At 66.7% G+C, this 16076-nt stretch carries 14 protein-coding genes; 6 read left to right on the top strand and 8 right to left on the bottom strand.

Annotation, left to right across the window (positions count from 1 at the left end):
• Positions 1–67: 67 nt before the first annotated feature.
• The gene (locus ABY44_RS02070) at positions 68–2251 is read right to left on the bottom strand and encodes an FUSC family protein (RefSeq protein ID WP_060170974.1); all 2184 of its coding nucleotides are present in this window, start codon (positions 2249–2251) and stop codon (positions 68–70) included.
• A 201-nt stretch (positions 2252–2452) separates the two neighbouring features.
• Here ABY44_RS02070 and ABY44_RS02075 point away from each other — a divergent pair, with 201 nt between their 5' ends.
• Positions 2453–3400, top strand: a complete 948-nt coding sequence (locus ABY44_RS02075; RefSeq protein WP_027791525.1) for a LysR family transcriptional regulator — start codon at positions 2453–2455, stop codon at positions 3398–3400.
• A 142-nt stretch (positions 3401–3542) separates the two neighbouring features.
• Here ABY44_RS02075 and ABY44_RS02080 read toward each other — a convergent pair whose 3' ends face one another.
• Together ABY44_RS02080 and ABY44_RS02085 are read right to left on the bottom strand one after the other, a co-directional pair.
• Positions 3543–3845 (bottom strand): DUF4148 domain-containing protein, encoded by a 303-nt coding sequence (locus ABY44_RS02080; protein ID WP_059694929.1) that lies wholly within the window; start codon positions 3843–3845, stop codon positions 3543–3545.
• Positions 3846–4059: 214 nt separating this feature from the next.
• On the bottom strand, positions 4060–5202 hold the full coding sequence (locus ABY44_RS02085) for a porin (RefSeq protein WP_027791527.1): 1143 nt from the start codon (positions 5200–5202) through the stop codon (positions 4060–4062).
• A gap of 654 nt (positions 5203–5856) precedes the next feature.
• Between ABY44_RS02085 and ABY44_RS02090 the strand changes: the two genes are divergently transcribed.
• Entirely contained in the window at positions 5857–7191 is a 1335-nt protein-coding gene (locus ABY44_RS02090) for a chloride channel protein (RefSeq protein WP_060170972.1), read from the top strand.
• 349 nt (positions 7192–7540) lie between these two features.
• Positions 7541–8863 (top strand): TIGR00366 family protein, encoded by a 1323-nt coding sequence (locus tag ABY44_RS02095; protein ID WP_027791531.1) that lies wholly within the window; start codon positions 7541–7543, stop codon positions 8861–8863.
• A gap of 58 nt (positions 8864–8921) precedes the next feature.
• Here the strand turns inward: ABY44_RS02095 and ABY44_RS02100 are convergent, their stop codons facing one another.
• From ABY44_RS02100 to ABY44_RS02115, 4 genes are all read right to left on the bottom strand, one after another.
• Entirely contained in the window at positions 8922–10250 is a 1329-nt protein-coding gene (locus ABY44_RS02100) for an MFS transporter (protein WP_027791532.1), read from the bottom strand.
• 222 nt (positions 10251–10472) lie between these two features.
• Positions 10473–11405: a 3-keto-5-aminohexanoate cleavage protein gene (locus ABY44_RS02105; protein ID WP_021159186.1), complete on the bottom strand. Its 933-nt coding sequence runs from the start codon at positions 11403–11405 to the stop codon at positions 10473–10475.
• Positions 11406–11440: 35 nt separating this feature from the next.
• Positions 11441–12256 (bottom strand): SDR family oxidoreductase, encoded by an 816-nt coding sequence (locus tag ABY44_RS02110; protein ID WP_060170970.1) that lies wholly within the window; start codon positions 12254–12256, stop codon positions 11441–11443.
• Between the two features lie 73 nt (positions 12257–12329).
• On the bottom strand, positions 12330–13040 hold the full coding sequence (locus tag ABY44_RS02115) for a GntR family transcriptional regulator (RefSeq protein ID WP_059694915.1): 711 nt from the start codon (positions 13038–13040) through the stop codon (positions 12330–12332).
• A gap of 289 nt (positions 13041–13329) precedes the next feature.
• On the opposite strand from ABY44_RS02115, the gene ABY44_RS02120 reads away from it, so the two are divergent.
• Both ABY44_RS02120 and ABY44_RS02125 read left to right on the top strand, forming a co-directional pair.
• Positions 13330–13830 carry a type VI secretion system amidase effector protein Tae4 gene (locus ABY44_RS02120; RefSeq protein WP_080982028.1) on the top strand — a complete coding sequence of 167 codons (501 nt, stop codon included), beginning with the start codon at positions 13330–13332 and terminating at the stop codon, positions 13828–13830.
• The gene (locus tag ABY44_RS02125; RefSeq protein ID WP_060170968.1) at positions 13827–14279 is read left to right on the top strand and encodes a type VI secretion system amidase immunity protein Tai4; all 453 of its coding nucleotides are present in this window, start codon (positions 13827–13829) and stop codon (positions 14277–14279) included. The genes ABY44_RS02120 and ABY44_RS02125 overlap by 4 nt, the downstream gene beginning before the upstream one ends.
• Positions 14280–14333: 54 nt before the next feature.
• Here the strand turns inward: ABY44_RS02125 and ABY44_RS02130 are convergent, their stop codons facing one another.
• Entirely contained in the window at positions 14334–15125 is a 792-nt protein-coding gene (locus ABY44_RS02130; protein ID WP_060170966.1) for an IclR family transcriptional regulator, read from the bottom strand.
• A 159-nt stretch (positions 15126–15284) separates the two neighbouring features.
• On the opposite strand from ABY44_RS02130, the gene ABY44_RS02135 reads away from it, so the two are divergent.
• Complete coding sequence (locus tag ABY44_RS02135; RefSeq protein WP_027791537.1) at positions 15285–16061, top strand: ABC transporter substrate-binding protein; 777 nt, start codon at positions 15285–15287, stop codon at positions 16059–16061.
• Positions 16062–16076 lie beyond the last annotated feature (15 nt).

The following is a 16076-nucleotide window of genomic DNA, read 5'->3' on the forward strand; positions in this document are numbered from 1 at the left end:
AACAAGGATCCCGTTGCGCACGCACCGATCGTCAAGGGCGTCGATGGCATCGATGGCATCAATGGCATCAATGGCGATGCCGGTTGAACGGCGCGTCCTTGTCCAGCAGCGCGCTGCGCATGAAGTGCAGGCAGCCGACGATGCGCTGCATGCGGTGCCGCTCGTCGGGCACCGCATACCACGCCTGCAGCGCGTGCTGCGCGGCGCGGATCGCGAGATTCACCGATTTCAGCGTGCGTGCGTGATGGCCGGGTGTCGGATCGTCGAAGAAGCGCGGCAGTTCGTGCAGCACCGCGTCGATCGAGCCGGTCCAGCGCAGCGTCTGCGGCGGTTTCGACGCGCGGAACGCGTTCATTTCGTCGCGCAGGTCGATCACCGCGTGGCCGACTTCGAGCGTCGACAGCATCCAGCGCAGCGCGTCGCGATGCTGCCGCGTGCGCCGCACGAGCAGCGTGCGCAGTTGCGCCATCAGGTCGTGGGTACTCGACTGGAAGCGCTGCGCGAGGCCGTCCGGCGCGCCTTCGCACGCCAGCGTGACCTGGCGGCGCAGGTCGTGCGCGATGCGGCCCGTGAGCCACGGCATGTGAGTCGGGAACACGACCGCGAACACGAGCGAGCACACGAGCATCGCGATGACGACGGCCAGGCCGTTGTTGATCAGCACCTCGGGCGTATACGCGATCACGTTGTCCGGCCCCGCGAGCAGGCAGAAGAACACCGCGAAGCCGATCCCGTAACCGGACAATCCCGGCCGCATCGCGAGAAACGCGCCGACGCCGAGCACCGGCGCGAGCGCCGCGCACAGCAGCGGAAAGCCTTCGATGTTCGGATACACGTAGCACAGGAACAGGTAGCCGATGGCGGTCGCGAATGTCGCGCCGACGCTCATCTGCGCCACGAATTTCGGCGCGCGCGGCGACGTCGAGCTGAGCGCGCACGCGATCGCGGTGGCGGTCACGGCAAGCGGGCCGCTTGGCCATTCGGAGGCGATCCAGAACACGCTCATCGCACCGACGGCGACGACCGTGCGCAGGAACGCGAAGCCGACGAAGAACGTATTGGTCTTCACCGCGTAATGCGTGACCGAGCGCTCGAACGCATGGTCGTCCTGGTCGAGCGACGCATAGGTGTCGGCGTAGCCGAGGTATTCGCCGATGAAGCGGTACAGCAGCTCGATCGCGGTATCGAAGTCGAGCAAGCCGCCGGGCGCATGTTCCTCGATGTTTCGCCGCGAGGCGCGCGCGGCTTTCGGCAACGCGCTGTGGAAGCGGCGCAGATCGACCAGTGCACCGGCTGCCGGCGCGATGCCGCGCTGCCGCTCGTCGCGCAACGCGGCGAAACGCTGCGCGAGCGCATCGACGTGCGGCGCGAGCGCATCGAGCACCGCGTCCGAGCCGTTCGCGCGCAGCCGCTTGACGAGCTGGTGCAGCGCATGCAGCCGCGTGCACGCGTTCATGAACTCGCTGTTCAGCCGCGCGAGCCGGCGGCTGCGCGCGCGAATGTGCGGATCTTCGAACGACGCGAACGCGCGGTTGGCCTCGAAGCCGACGATGTCGTCGACGAAATCCGCGAAGCGCCGCTCGAAATCGGCGCGGGCGACGTCGCCCGCGAGTGCGCCGGCCGTGAACGCCGCGAACGTCGCATGGCGGGTGCCCAGCGAGCGCATCAGCGCCTTCGCGGAGCTGAGCGGCAGGATCAGCGCGCTGACCGCGCCCGAGCAGGCGATGCCGAGCGCGACTTCCGCGGCACGCGTGAGCGCGGACTGGAACAGCGTCTGCGGTGTCATCACGGCCGGCAGGCCGATCAGCGCGGCCGTATAGCCGGCGAGTACGAAGCCGTACCAGCGGAAGTGGCGGTTGCGCACCGCGAGTGCGATGCAGCTGCCGATCCACAGCGTGATGCCGGCCATGTACAGCTCGGGCTGCTGCGCGAACAGCCCGCCGAGCGCGAGCGCGGCGACGAGACCGGCCGCCGTGCCGAGCACGCGGTAGAAACTCTTCGCGAACACCATTCCCGACAGCGGCTGCATCAGCACGAACACGGTCGTCATCGCGGTGCGCGGCTGCGACATCTCCAGGCGCATCGCGATGCCCATCGCGAGCAGCGCCGCGAACACGGTTTTCGCGAGGTGCAGCCAGATCAGCCCGTCGCTCGCGGCCCAGTCGCGTGCCGCGTCGCCGAGTGGATCGAGCCATGTCCTCCATCGTGCCGGTTCGATGGAAGGTCGCTCGATCGCAGGTTGTGGCTTCATGAAAAGAGGGGGCCGGTACGGGGCCGGGCACGGTGCCACGGCACGTCCGAACGGGTCCGTTCGACTGGTGAGGCGCCGATTGTAGGAGCGCGGCGCCCGTGCATTAACGCAGCTGCGGGGAAACGATAGTTGCAGCCGGAGTAACAATCTGTCGCATCCAGTAGAGGAAAATAGCGGCTCCGCTACAGGTTGCTCACAGGAATGGATACCCTACAAAACATGCGGGTGTTTTCGCGTGTCGTCGAGACGGGCAGTTTCACCGCCGCCGCGCAATCGCTGAATTCGACGACGGGCGCGATGTCGCGCGCGGTGTCGGAGCTCGAGGCGCGCCTGCGTACTCGTCTGATGAATCGTTCGACGCGCCGTCTCGCGCTCACGTCGGCCGGCGAAAGCTATCTGCGGCGCTGCCGCCAGATCCTCGCCGACGTCGACCGCGCGGAGGAAGAGGCGAGCTGCGCGCACGAACGGCCGGCCGGCGTGCTGCGCATGCACAGCTTCGCGAGCGTCGGCCATCACTATGTATTGCCCGCACTGACGCGCTATCACGCGCAGTTTCCGGACGTGTCGATCGAGCTGTCGCTGTCGCAGCGCATGCCTGACCTGTTCGACGGGACGAGCGACATGGCCGTCGTGACCGCGTCGTCGCTTCCCGATTCGGAACTCGTGTCGCACCTGCTCGGCTCGACCTTCAGCATCCTGTGCGCGTCGCCCGACTACGTGAAGCGCCACGGCGCGCCGGCCCGTCCGCAGGATCTCGCCGCGCACGCGTGCCTGACGCTGTGCACGCCGGCGTTCCCGACGCACGAATGGGTGCTCGAAGGGCCCGAAGGCGTCGAGCAGATCCACGTCGCGGGGCCGGTGCAGACCAATACGGCCGAATCGCTCGCGCTCGCGATCCGCGACGGCATCGGGATCGGCATGCTGCCGCTTTACTCGGCGATCGACGCGCTGCGCGACGGCACGCTCGTGCGCGTGCTGCCCGCGCACATCCTGCAGAAGATGAACGTGTACGCGCTGTATCCGTCGCGCCGCTTCGTCGATGCGAAGGTGCGGACGTGGGTCGAGATGCTGCGTGCCCAGGTGCCGGGGATGATCGCGCGCGACGTCGAGATGCTGAACGCGATCGACCGCGAACCGCAGGCCGCCTGAGCGGCCGACGCGTATCGGCGTATCGCCGGCTTCTTCTCTTCAGCCGGCTTCTTCTCTTCAAGCGAATTTCGCCAACCACGCCAACGCGACTCGCCGCGCCCACGGTACATCGTCTCCGTGGGCGCGGCGCATCGTCATGACGTTACAGCGCGGGCTTTGCCGCCGTGCCCGATTCCGTTGCCGGCTCGCCGGCCGGGCCGTATGCGGCGTGCGCGGCCTTCTGTTGCGCGAGGCGCTTTTCGTGGAGCCGCTCCTGTGCCGCCAGGATGTCGTCCGGATAGTTGATGGATTCGCCGCGCGCCGGGTTGTAGCCGACCGATTCGAGGTCGCTCAGCTCCTGCAGCACTTGCGCGCGCGTGACGGGCGACTTTGCCGACTGGGCGAACGACAGGGCCGGTGCAGCGAGCAGGACGGCAGCGGCGGCGGTAACGACGAGCGATTTCACGAGGTTCTCCTGGGTACGGGGTGGGTGGCCGGGGCGACGCGCGATGCGCGCCCCCGACCTTCGCTGGCAGTCTACGCAGCGCCCGCGCGCGTAAAAACCCCGATTCCAGGCAGGCTGCCTTCCAGATGGAACAACATTGATGCGCCGCCCGCCGCGAACGAACCCGCATGCGAACGCAGGTGCGTGACCGTCGGGCGGCGATGCATCGCGTCGATCAGAAGCGCGTGCGCATGCCGATCGTGCCGACGATCTGGTTCGCGGTGCTCGATGCGCCGCCCGAGCCGTCGATGAACGCCCGGTAGCCGCGGCCCGATGCGTGCTGATACATCGCTTCCGCGTAGACGTCCGTGCGCCGCGACAGCTTGTAGACGGCCTGCAGGTCGACCTGGTGCCACTTCGGATCGGTGCCGTGCCTGCTGTCGGGGTTCGACACGCTGGCGTCCGTATACACGTAGGCCGCGCCGAGGCTGACGGCCGGCGTCACCGCATAGCGCACGTTCACGTCGTAGTTGTTGAACGCGACCTGGCCGGTCGAGCCGAACGAGCCCGTGTTGTCGTACTGCGAGCGCGTATAGACGAAGCCGACGGTGGCCGGGCCGAACCCGTAGCTGATGCCGCCGCCGTACGAACGCATGCGGTCCGAGCCGATCGACCAGCCGCCCTGGTTCAGGCTCTTCGCTTCGGCCGCGTCGGTCGCGCCCGGGCTCGCGCTCGTCGAGCCCTTCGTGCCGTTCATCTGCAGGTACGCGCCGGCCAGCTTCAGCGGGCCGTTCGTGTAGCTCGCCGCGACGCTGTATGCGCGGTTCGCGCCGAAGCTGGTCGCGTTCGAGAATGCGTACATCGCGCCGACCTTGAAGCCCGCATACGTCTCGCTCGTGTACTTGACCGCGTTGTTGATGCGCAGCGAGTGGTTCAGGTTGTCGTTGTCGAACGGGTGCGCGAAGCTCGTGTCGCCGAGGTCGCCGGCCGTGGCGGACAGCGGCGCGACGAAATCGACCATCGTGTCGTACTGGCGGCCGAGCGTCAGCGTGCCATAGCCGCTCTGGCTCAGGCCGACGTACGCGTGGCGGCCGAACAGCTTGCCGTCCTGCCCGAGCCCGCCGTTGTTCACGTTGAAGCCGTTCTCGAGCACGAACAGCGCCTTCAGGCCGCCGCCGAGATCCTCGGTGCCGCGAAACCCGACGCGGCTGCCGTTGACGGTGCCGCTGTTCAGGCGCCACAGCGACGCGCCGTTGGCGTTGTTGGTGTAGACGATGCCGGCATCGATCAGGCCGTACAGCGTGACCGAGCTCTGTGCGTGAGCGAGCGGGGCGAACAGCGTGGCGGTGCATGCGCCGGCGACGAGGGTTTTTTTCAAGTGAGGCTCCTGCGTGTGGAAGGGGAACGAAAGTTCGGCGCAAGTATAGGAACGCAACCCGCGCGCAAGGCCGCCGGGGGCCGCGAGCGCACCTTTCCGGATCAGGCAAGAGTCGTTCACAAAACTGACACGACGCGCGGTGCGCGCGTGACGGTGGTGGTTTTTGCACGGTCGCACGCGGGCGGTATGTCTCCGTCGCGGGCGTGCTGTAGCGTCGGTGCAACATGGGCGGGGCGCGGCACGGCGGTGGATCGGTGCGACTGGCGCGCGGAGAATGGCTCGCCTGCGTCTGCGTCTGCGTCTGCGCCCGCGACCGGCATCACTCGCGTTCAAAGGCGGGCGCGTGCACGCATTCCAGGCTCGTCAACCGGATCGCGCGACCTGCCGACTCGAAGCACTCGGCCGTTCTCACGAATACGCCGCAACGGGAAGGCGATCCTGCGGCGTGAACCGGAACGCATCACGTATCCGGTATCCGGATTGAAGCGGACGGTGAACTTCGGGCTGCCTTGACCCGCCGCTCTTCGGGTATTCATAGAATGCATGAGTCGATTCGAAAAATACGTTTGTCTCATGATTGTCGCCGGCCTACGATGCGGTCCTGACGACGGCGCGAGTGGCGCGCCGTCTTTTTCGATCCCATTCGCGAACCCCATGCGCCCCGATCTCCCGTCCGCTCCCGCATCCCCTTCGCCGGCCGCCAGCCCGTTCGCGCGCATGGCCGTCGTCACGATCCTGACCGGCGTCGGCGCGGGCCTCGGCGGCATGCTGCTCGCGCTGCTGCTGCATGCGATCCAGCACGTCGCGTTCGGCTACAGCGTCGCGCACGTGATCGGCACCGAGAGTTTCCTCACCGGCGTGACCGGCGCCGATCCGCTGCGCCGGCTCGCGGTGCTGATCGTCTGCGGGATCGTCGCCGGCGGCGGCTGGTGGGCGCTGTACCGGTTTGGGCGGCCGCTCGTCAGCATCCGCCGCGCGGTGCGCGCGGCCGATCCGCGGATGCCGGTCGTCAGCACGACGATTCACGCGCTGCTGCAGATCGTCACCGTCGCGCTCGGCTCGCCGCTCGGCCGCGAAGTCGCCCCGCGCGAGATCGGATCGCTGCTGGCGGGGCAGCTTGCGCATCGTGCGGGGCTCACCCCCGACGATTGCCGGCTGATGGTCGCGTGCGGTGCGGGCGCGGGCCTCGCGGCCGTCTATAACGTGCCGCTCGGCGGCGCGATCTTCGTGCTCGAAGTGCTGCTCGGCACGTTCGAACTGCGTGCGCTGGTCGTGGCGGTCGCGACGTCGGCGATCGCGGCGGCCGTCGCGTGGATCGGCCTCGGCAACGAACACCAGTACACGGTGCCGCCGTTCGTGCTGAGCACGCCGCTGGTGGCATGGTCGATCGTCTGCGGGCCGCTGTTCGGCTTCGCCGCATACGGCTTCGTGCGGCTCACGACGCGCGCCCGGGCGAACGCGCCGAAAGACGGGCGGCTGCCCGTGCTCGCGCTGATCAACTTCGCGGTGATCGGCATGCTCGCGATGCGGTTTCCGCAACTGCTCGGCAACGGCAAGGGCCCGGCGTCGCTGGGTTTCGACGGCACGCTGACGATCGGCCTCGCCGCCGCGCTGCTCGTGCTGAAGGTGCTGATCGAGGCCGGCAGCCTGCGGGCCGGCGCGGAAGGTGGCCTGCTGACACCGGGCCTCGCGAACGGTGTGCTGCTCGGCGTCGTGCTCGGCGGGCTGTGGAGCCTCGTGTGGCCGGGTGCGTCGATCGGCGCTTGCGCGCTCGTCGGCGCGACCGCGTTTCTCGCCGCGTCGATGCAGATGCCGATCACGGCGGTCGTGCTGCTGCTCGAGTTCACGCGCGCGGATCACGACAGTCTCGTGCCGATGCTGCTTGCCGTGGCCGGGTCGCTTGTCGCGTATCGGGTGGCGCAGCGGTGGAGTGAGGGGCGGGCGAAGGCGATGGAGGTGGTCAAGGAGCGTGCGGTGGCGACGCGTTAATGCGCACATGCAGCCAGGAAGCGAACGACGTTTGCTCTTTTGTCGCCAACGGGTCACTGAAAATTGACGAGTTGTATCCGTGCCGGTCGCTCACACTCGGCATGATGGTAGAGGCGATGGAGCGCGGGCGTTGGGCGGCGTGACGAACGCGGTGCACTGATCGCGGCTGCGAAGCGGCTCAAGCTCGTCCCGCCATTTGTTCCTGTTTCCCTGTCGGTACCGCCGCGCGATCGCGGCCCCCCGCATTCCAAAGCGCGCCCGCCGGTTCTATGCAAGAATCCGCGCGTTTCCGCGCATCCACCCACAACGACACGCGCGGACGTCCCTATCAGGAAACGAGGAGCTCAAGTTGATCCAGCGCATTTCCCGCTTTTTCACGCAGGTGGTTCACCGCGTGTTGCCCGACCCGTTGATTTTCGCGATCCTGCTGACGATCGTCACGTTCGCGCTCGCGTTCGGCCTCACACCGAATACGCCCGCCCAACTCACGACGATGTGGGGTTCGGGTTTCTGGAACCTGCTCGCGTTCTCGATGCAGATGGTGATGATTCTCGTCACCGGTCACGCACTCGCGAGTTCGCCGCCCGTGAAGCGCATGCTCGTCGCGCTCGCGAGCACCGCGCGCACGCCGGGGCAGGGCGTGATGCTCGTCGCGTTCGTCGGCGCGCTCGCGTGCGCGATCAACTGGGGCTTCGGCCTCGTGCTCGGCGCGATGCTCGCGCGCGAAGTGGCGCGTCGCGTGGCCGGCAGCGATTACCGGCTGCTCGTCGCGTCCGCCTACATGGGCTTCCTGAGCTGGCACGGCGGATTGTCGGGTTCGGTCCCGCTCGTCGCGGCCACGAAGGGCAATCCGATGGAGAAGACCATCGGGCTGATTCCCGTGTCGCAGACGATCTTCACCGGCTACAACGCGTTCATCACGATCGGCCTGATCGTGATGCTGCCGTTCCTCGCGCGCCTGATGATGCCGAAGCCGGGCGACGTGGTCAGCGTCGATCCGGCGTTGCTGGCCGAACCGCCGAGCGTCGAGCGCCAGCTCGGGCCCGACGCGACGTTCGCGGAGCGGATGGAGGAGAGCCGTGCGTTGTCGGTGTTCGTCGCGGCGCTGTGTGCGGCGTTCCTCGTGCTGAAGTTCGTGCAGAAGGGCTTCGCACTCGACATCGACACCGTGAACCTCGCGTTCCTCGCGGCCGGCATCCTGCTGCACCGTACGCCGATGGCCTATGCGCGGGCGGTGGCCGGTGCGGCGCGCGGCGCGTCGGGGATCATGATCCAGTTCCCGTTCTACGCGGGCATCCAGGCGTTGATGGATCATTCGGGGCTCGCGGGCGTGATCACGAAGTGGTTCGTCGATATCGCGAACGTGCATACGTTCCCGCTGCTTGCGTTCCTGAGTTCGGCCGTGATCAATTTCGCGGTGCCGTCGGGCGGCGGCCACTGGGTCGTGCAGGGCCCGTTCGTGATGCCGGCGGCTCAGGCGCTCGGTGCCGATCTCGGCAAGGCGGCGATGGCGATCGCGTACGGCGAGGCCTGGACCAACATGGCGCAGCCGTTCTGGGCGCTGCCCGCGCTGGCGATTGCCGGGCTCGGGGTGCGCGACATCATGGGGTACTGCGTGACGACGCTGCTGTTCTCGGGCGTCGTATTCGTCGCGGGGATGTATCTGTTCTGACGGCGTGAGGCGGGCGGGGCGGAGCCCGTCTCACGCCGGTCTGGTTCCAGCCTGCCTTTCAGCCGCGCGACCGCACGTCGGCGCGCTCGTGCCCGTGACGCAACGCGAGGCTCGCGAATGCCGCGACCACGAGCGCGGCCGCCAGCAGCGTCAGCCCGTTCTTTGCATTGCCGGTCGCCTGTTCGATCGCGCCGACGACGGTGGGCCCGACGAAGCCGCCGAGCAACCCGCACGTATTCACGAGCCCGAGCCCGCCGGCCAGCGCACTGCCGGCGAGCCGCGACGCCGGAAACGTGAACACGATCGACTGCACGACGAAGAACATCGACGCGGACACGCACACGCAAAGCAGGCCCGCCAACGGTGACGCATGCGCGGCGCCGACCATCCCGGCCGCCATGATTGCGAGCCCTGCGCACAGCATCCGCCGCGAATGACGCGACTCGCGTGCGAAGCGCGGCAGCGTCCCGGCCCCGAGCGCGGCGGCGAGCCAGGGCAGCGACGTCAGCAACCCGACCGCGACCGGCGACAGACGTCCCGACGCGCCGATGATCCCCGGCAGGAAGAAGATCACCGTGTAGATGGTCAACTGGTGGCAGAAGTACACGAAGATCGCGAGCCAGATCTGCGGGTCGCGCAATGCGGCGCCGAACGCGTGGCCGCCGTGCGCGGCGACGCCCGCATCCTGTTCGGCGGCCAGCTTGCGCTCGAGCGCGCGGCCGGTTTCCGGGGCGAGCCACGGCGCGGCGCTCGGACGGTCCGGCAAGCGTGTCCACACGACGAACGCGAGCAGGATCGCCGGAATGCCTTCGACGACGAACAACCATTGCCAGCCGTGGAAACCGAGCGTGCCGTCGAGTTCGATCAGCGCACCGGCCAGCGGCCCGCCGACGATATTCGCAATGCACACGCCGAGCAGGAAATAGCCGGTGGCGCGCGCACGCTCCTCCCGGCCGAACCAGTACGTCAGATACAGCATCACGCCGGGAAACAGGCCGGCTTCGGCCACGCCGAGCAGCAGGCGCATCACGTAGAACGATGTCTCGCCGCGGACGAACGCCATCGCGATCGACAGCGCGCCCCACGTGATCATGATCCGCGTGATCCAGAAGCGCGCGCCGACGCGATGCATGATCAGGTTGCTCGGGATCTCGAAGAGCGCGTAGGTGAGAAAGAACAGCCCCGCGCCGAGCCCGTACGCGGCCGATGAGATGCCGAGATCGACGCCCATCGAATGTTTGGCGAACGCGATGTTGGTGCGGTCGAGAAAGCTGATCACATACGCGGCGATCAGCAGCGGCATGAGTTTGCGGAACAGCAGCCGGTTCAGCGACGCATTCGCGTCGGTCGCGGTGGACGACAGGGCCTGAGCGTGATGAGTGGACATGCGGACGACTCCGGTAAGGGCGAACCGGCGCGCACGGCAAGCACGGCGCGCCGCGTTCGGCAAATGCCGCTGCGCGGCAGGCAGCGGATGGGCAGTCGACGGAGCCGCGCCGGCGGCGCTCGAACGGAGCGGGGCGATGAAGGGCGTCCTGGCGCCGGCCGGTTCGGGCCGGCGCCTTGTCACTGCGCTTGCGGATGCGGGTGTCGGGGGGCGACCCGGCGATCAGAAATTCACGGCGTCGCCGCCCTTGAGCGCGAGCATCGCGCGCGCCTCGGCCGGCGTTGCGATCTCGAGCGACAGGCCCTCGAGCACCTGACGCATTTTCAGGACTTGCGCGGCGCTCGATTCCGCGAGCTTGCCGGGCGCGATCCACAGGGAATCCTCGAGCCCGACGCGCACGTTCGCGCCTTGCGCGGCGCCGATCGTCGCGAGCGGAATCTGGTTGCGGCCCGCGCCGAGGATCGACCACACGTAATCGCTGCCGAACAGGCGGTCGGCCGTCCGGCGCATGTGCATCAGGTCTTCCGGGTGCGCGCCGATCCCGCCGAGCAGGCCGAACACGCTTTGCACGAAGAACGGCGGTTTCGCGAGCCCGCGATCGACGAAGTGCGCGAGGTTGTACAGATGCGAGATGTCGTAGCACTCGAATTCGAACCGCGTGCCGTTCGCGCCGCAGCGCGTGAGGATCGTCTCGATGTCCGCGAACGTATTCTTGAACACGAGATCGCGGCTTTTCTCGAGATGTTCGCGCTCCCACGGATGCTTCAGCTCGCGGAAGCGCTCGAGCATCGGGTACAGCCCGAAGTTCATCGAGCCCATGTTCAACGACGCGACCTCGGGCTGGAAATGCAGCGCGGGCTGCAGCCGTTCGTCGACCGTCATGTGCGGGCTGCCGCCCGACGTGAGGTTGATCACCGCGTCGGTCTGCGCCTTGATGCGCGGCAGGAATTCGGCGAACACGGCTGGATCCTGTGTCGGTTTGCCGTCGGACGGGTTGCGTGCGTGCAGGTGCAGGATCGCCGCGCCGGCCCGTGCGGCCGCGACCGCGGCCGTTTCGATTTCGTGCGGCGTGACAGGCAGGTACGGCGACATCGACGGCGTATGGATCGCGCCGGTCGGCGCACAGGTGATGATGACTTTGCGAGCGTTTGCCACGGATGGATTCCTTTCGATGAACGATGCAGGACGCGTCAGAGCACTTCGACGTTGCCGCAGACGGAGATCGCCTGGCCGGTGATGCCATGCCCGCCCGGCGAGCACAGGAACAGCGCGGTCGCGGCGATCTCGGCCGGATCGGTCATGCGCCGCAGCGAGATCTTCTCGAGATAGCGCTTCTCCATGTCGTCGTAGCCGATGCCGAGCTGCTGCGCGCGCGCCTCGATCACGCGGCGCATCCGCGGGCCGCGCACGATGCCGGGCTGGATCGCGTTCACGCGGATGCCGAGCGGCCCGAGTTCGATCGCGAGGCTCTTCACGAGGCCGACCACCGCCCATTTGGTGGCCGCATACGGCGTGCGGAACGCATAGCCGAGCCGGCCGGCGACCGACGACAGTGCAATGATCGCGCCGCCGTGTTTCGACTCGCGCAGCAGCGGCACCGCGCGGCGCGCGAACTGGAATTGCGCGTTCAGGTTGATCGCGACGGTTTGTTCCCACTGCACGGGGTCGATTTCGTCGATGCCGCCGGTCGGGCCGGCGATACCCGCGTTGTTGACCAGCACGTCGAGGCCGCCGAGCCCGGTCGACACGTCGGCGAACACGCGCTCGACGGCGGCCGGGTCGGATACATCGGCCAGCGTCGCGCTGATCGCGCTGATCGCGCCGGCCGCGGCGCGCGGCGGCCGGTCGGCGAGCGCCGCGATCGCGGCTTGCGAGGCGTCGCACACGTGCACGCGCGCGCCGCATTCGGCGAACGCGTCGGCGATTTCGAGACCGATGCCCGACGCGCCGCCCGTCACGAGGACGCGCAGGCCGTCATAGGGTTTCAGCAGGTCGGAAGCTGTCATGCCGGGTTGTCTCCATCGTTGGTGTAGTCGGATTGCGGCCGCTCGCGATTCGGCGGGTCGAGGCGGGCGGCGGCTACGGTTTCGCGTTCACGGTCCGCGGTGTCTGTTCGGCCCGCAGCGTCTCGGCGAGATCGTGCGCGGCGCCGCCGATGTCGAGCGCGATGCCGGCCCGCACGCCCGCGCCGTCGCGTCGCTCGAGTGCATCGACGATGGCACGGTGCGCATCCATCGAGCGCCGCATGTGCGGAATGTCGAGCGCGACCATGTTGAGGAACGGGCCGACGCGCATCCACAGGTTCTCGACGATCGCGAGCGTGTTTTCGCTGGCGCCGTGCGCGTAGATCGCGCTGTGGAACGCGAAATTGCTTTGCAGGTAGGCGCGCGAGCGGCCGGCCTCGACGTGTGCCTGCATCGTTTCGCAGGTCTTGCGCACGACCGCGATCTGCGCGTCGGTCATCCGCTCGCACGCGCGCTCGGCGATGCAGCCTTCGAGGGCGATCCGCACGTCGCGCAGTTCGTCGAGCATGTCGAGCGTCATCGGCGGAACGACGAGCGCCCGGTTCGGGCCGTCGACCAGCGCGCGCTCGGCGCGCAACCGCGTGAGCGCGGCACGCACCGGCATCGTCGACGAGCCGACTGCCTCGGCGACGCTGCGCAGGCTCAGCGCCTGGCCGGGCGCGAAACGGCCGCTCATCAGCGCTTCGCGCAGTTGCTGGTAGACCTTGTCGGCCATCGTTTCCTGTTCGATGGCTTTCAGTGCGGGCGGGACGATACGAGGCGGCAAGGCGGGGGTCTCCTGGGATTGATCCGCGATCTGTGATCACACTTGCGATGTGCGAAGTTTTGACGATCGGAGGAACCGAGTCAAGGCGAACGGGATCGGGGAAAACGAGGGGGTGAAGCAGAAGAAGGATCGGCGTCCGGCAAACTGGAATTATTACAAAAAACTTTCAAATCGCGCATCATAACGCCCTGATTCGATGGATTCGAAGGTTCTCGGAGCACATGAGCCGTAGCGAGTCTTCGATGCGTTTGCCCTCGAGTCGAATTCATTTCAACAACAAGGAGCCAAAGTGAAACGACCATCATTTGCCGTTGCATGGGCGGCATCTCAGCGAATCTACGACCCGGCAAATTCCGGTGAGCGCGTTGCGAAAGTGATAGGTGGATATGTCGAGAGGAACGTCAACAATCCGAATCCGACAGAGCGATGGAGCAATACTTGCGCGGTGAGGATGAGTTATATCCTGGGTGAAGCCGGTATGGTGATACCGAGAATCCCCGAGCAAACGGTATCGGGCAGAGACAATCGGCAATACTTTTTTCGTGTCCGGGACTTGATTCGTTTTCTCGAGCAACGCTGGGGGAAGGCTGAGGGCGTCAAATACCCGCCGTCGAACGGAGGGCCGCTTGCGGGTCGGCAGGGCGTCATCCTGTTCGAGGTGTCGGGGTGGAGCGATGCACAGGGCCACGCCACCCTGTTCAATGGGCGGACGTGTTACGACCATTGTTACTTCAACGAACCGGGCGCGCGGTATCGTACCGATCGCGCAAATTTTTGGAGCCTGTCATGAGGGGAGTCCGGATCGCTGCCGCGTTAGTGTGCATCGCGTTTCAACCGGCGATGGTCGTGGCGAAGGACGCCGCACAAGCGGCGCCTGAGGCAGGCTCACGAACTTATCTCCAGAACTTCAAGGACATGGTGCTCGCGGAATGTCTGGCTACCGCATACAAGCAGGCGCCCGGCGCGAGCAAGGACATCGGCAGCAGCACCAGCGCGTTGCGTGACTGGACCTACTACGACATGGAACGTGCGCCGGACGTGATCCACGCGCTGGTCGCGAAGTATCTGGCTCGAGACTATCGGAATCCGGTTGTCGAATCGGAAGTCGGGGACGTGAAGTTCGACTTCCTGAAATGCATCGATCTGTATCACGGCAAGGAACTGGACGTTGCAGCGAAGCAACTCGTATCGCGCCCGAACCGTACCTACCGGACCGAGCATTCGCCCAAGCCGCGGTAGCGATCGAACGCCGTTGCGCAATGCAACGGCACGCGGTGTGCCATTTCGCCGACGCTATTCAAGCGTCCGGATCGAATTGCTGATCCCGCGCGCGCAGTCGATCACCGCCGGCGCGAGCTTGCGGCGCGCGTCGTCGAACGTCCAGCGGCTCGTCGGCGCGACCACGTGCACGGCCGCGACCGGCTGCCCCTGGCTGCCGAGTACGGGCGCGGCAATCGACATGTCGCCGATGAACAGTTCTTCCTGGTTGGTCGCATAGCCTTCGCGCCGCGCGTTGTCGAGCAATGCGACGAGCTCGTCGAGCGCCGTGACGGTGCGCGGCGTATGCGGCGTGCGCACCATGTCGTCGAGCCGCGCGCGTGCTTCTTCCGGCGCCAACGCGCTCAGGAATGCGCGCCCGGAACCGGTGCAGTACATCGGGATGCGGCTGCCGATCGGCATGTGAATCGGCACGAACTTGGTCGACACGAAACGCGCGACGTACACCATTTCGTCCTCGTCCGGCTCGGTGAGGTTGGTGGTTTCGCCGGTCAGGTTCGTGAGCTCGGACAGGAACGGATTCGCGACGTCGATCAACGTGTCGGCGGCGAGATAGTTGAAGCCGATCCGCATCACGTGCGGCGTGAGCTGGTAACGCCGCGTGACCGGATGCTTGCGGATGTAGCCGAGCTTCTCGAGCGTATAGACCATCCGCTGCGCGGAGCTTTTCGTCATCCCCGCCGCGTCGGCCACTTCCGCCAGCGTCATCGTGCGCCGTTTCGCGCTGAACGCGCGCAGCACGTTCAGCCCTTTTTCCAGCGACTGGTTGAACAGCAGATCGTTTGCTTGGTCGGGCGACGTTTCCATGGCGAGGAGCGGAATCGATTCGATATCGCATCATAGCGTATCGAATATCGATACGCAAAAATCTATTTGCGATGTTTTTGATTCGTTTTAAGATCGGGCCATCGTCGCAGTGTCGATCAGCGACCGGCCGGCGCCCGGATTATTCGAGAAGGAGTCACCATGGTTCCGTTCATCAAGCGGTTCGGCGCACTGGCCGCCGGTTTCGCCACCTGTATCGCCCTCTCCACGGCATCGGCGGGTGCCGTTGCGGCCGAGCCGACGCTGAAGGTCGGCGCGACGGCCACCGGCGTGCCGTTCACGTTTCTCGACGTCAAGAGCAATTCGATCCAGGGGATGATGGTCGATGCGATCACGGCAGCCGGGAAGTCGGCCGGGTTTCGCGTCGACGTGCAGCAGACCGTGTTCTCGGCGCTGATCCCGTCGCTCACCACGCAGAAGATCGACATCATCTCGGCCGCGATGCTGAAGACGCCGGCGCGCCAGCAGGTCGTCGATTTCTCCGACACCGTCTACTCATTCGGCGAAGGCCTGATCGTGAAGGCCGACGACCCGGGCCGCTATACGTCGATGGACGATTTCAAGGACCAGGTGGTCGGCGCGCAGGTCGGCACGGCGTTCGTCGATGCGCTCAACAAGAAGGGCATCTTCAAGGAAGTCCGGACCTACGATTCGATCGCCGACATCATGCGCGACGTCGCGCTCGGGCGCATCAAGGCCGGCTTCGCCGACCAGCCGATCGTCGCGTACCAGATCGAGCACGGCGTCAATCGCCAGGTGCGGCTCGTGCCGGAATACCAGAGCGTCGTGAAGGGGCAGGTGTGCTTCATCGTGCGCAAGGGTGACACTGCGACACTCGAACAGCTCAACGGCGCGATCCGCAAGATGAAGAGCGACGGCACGCTGCAGCAGATCCTGCAGAAGTGGCACATGAGCTGAGCGTCGGCATTCGAT

Source organism: Burkholderia sp. ZZQ-2, assembly GCF_050768715.1.
In the GTDB taxonomy this organism is placed as follows: Bacteria; Pseudomonadota; Gammaproteobacteria; order Burkholderiales; family Burkholderiaceae; genus Burkholderia; species Burkholderia cepacia.

What these genes read in the sequence shown, in the direction of transcription:
- ABY44_RS02110 (WP_060170970.1), bottom strand. Translation starts at nt 12,256, where the DNA reads ATGACAGCTTCCGACCTGCTGAAACCCTATGACGGCCTGCGCGTCCTC.
- ABY44_RS02135 (WP_027791537.1), top strand. Translation starts at nt 15,285, where the DNA reads ATGGTTCCGTTCATCAAGCGGTTCGGCGCACTGGCCGCCGGTTTCGCC.
- ABY44_RS02130 (WP_060170966.1), bottom strand. Translation starts at nt 15,125, where the DNA reads ATGGAAACGTCGCCCGACCAAGCAAACGATCTGCTGTTCAACCAGTCG.
- ABY44_RS02070 (WP_060170974.1), bottom strand. Translation starts at nt 2,251, where the DNA reads ATGAAGCCACAACCTGCGATCGAGCGACCTTCCATCGAACCGGCACGA.
- ABY44_RS02125 (WP_060170968.1), top strand. Translation starts at nt 13,827, where the DNA reads ATGAGGGGAGTCCGGATCGCTGCCGCGTTAGTGTGCATCGCGTTTCAA.
- ABY44_RS02075 (WP_027791525.1), top strand. Translation starts at nt 2,453, where the DNA reads ATGGATACCCTACAAAACATGCGGGTGTTTTCGCGTGTCGTCGAGACG.
- ABY44_RS02100 (WP_027791532.1), bottom strand. Translation starts at nt 10,250, where the DNA reads ATGTCCACTCATCACGCTCAGGCCCTGTCGTCCACCGCGACCGACGCG.
- ABY44_RS02090 (WP_060170972.1), top strand. Translation starts at nt 5,857, where the DNA reads ATGCGCCCCGATCTCCCGTCCGCTCCCGCATCCCCTTCGCCGGCCGCC.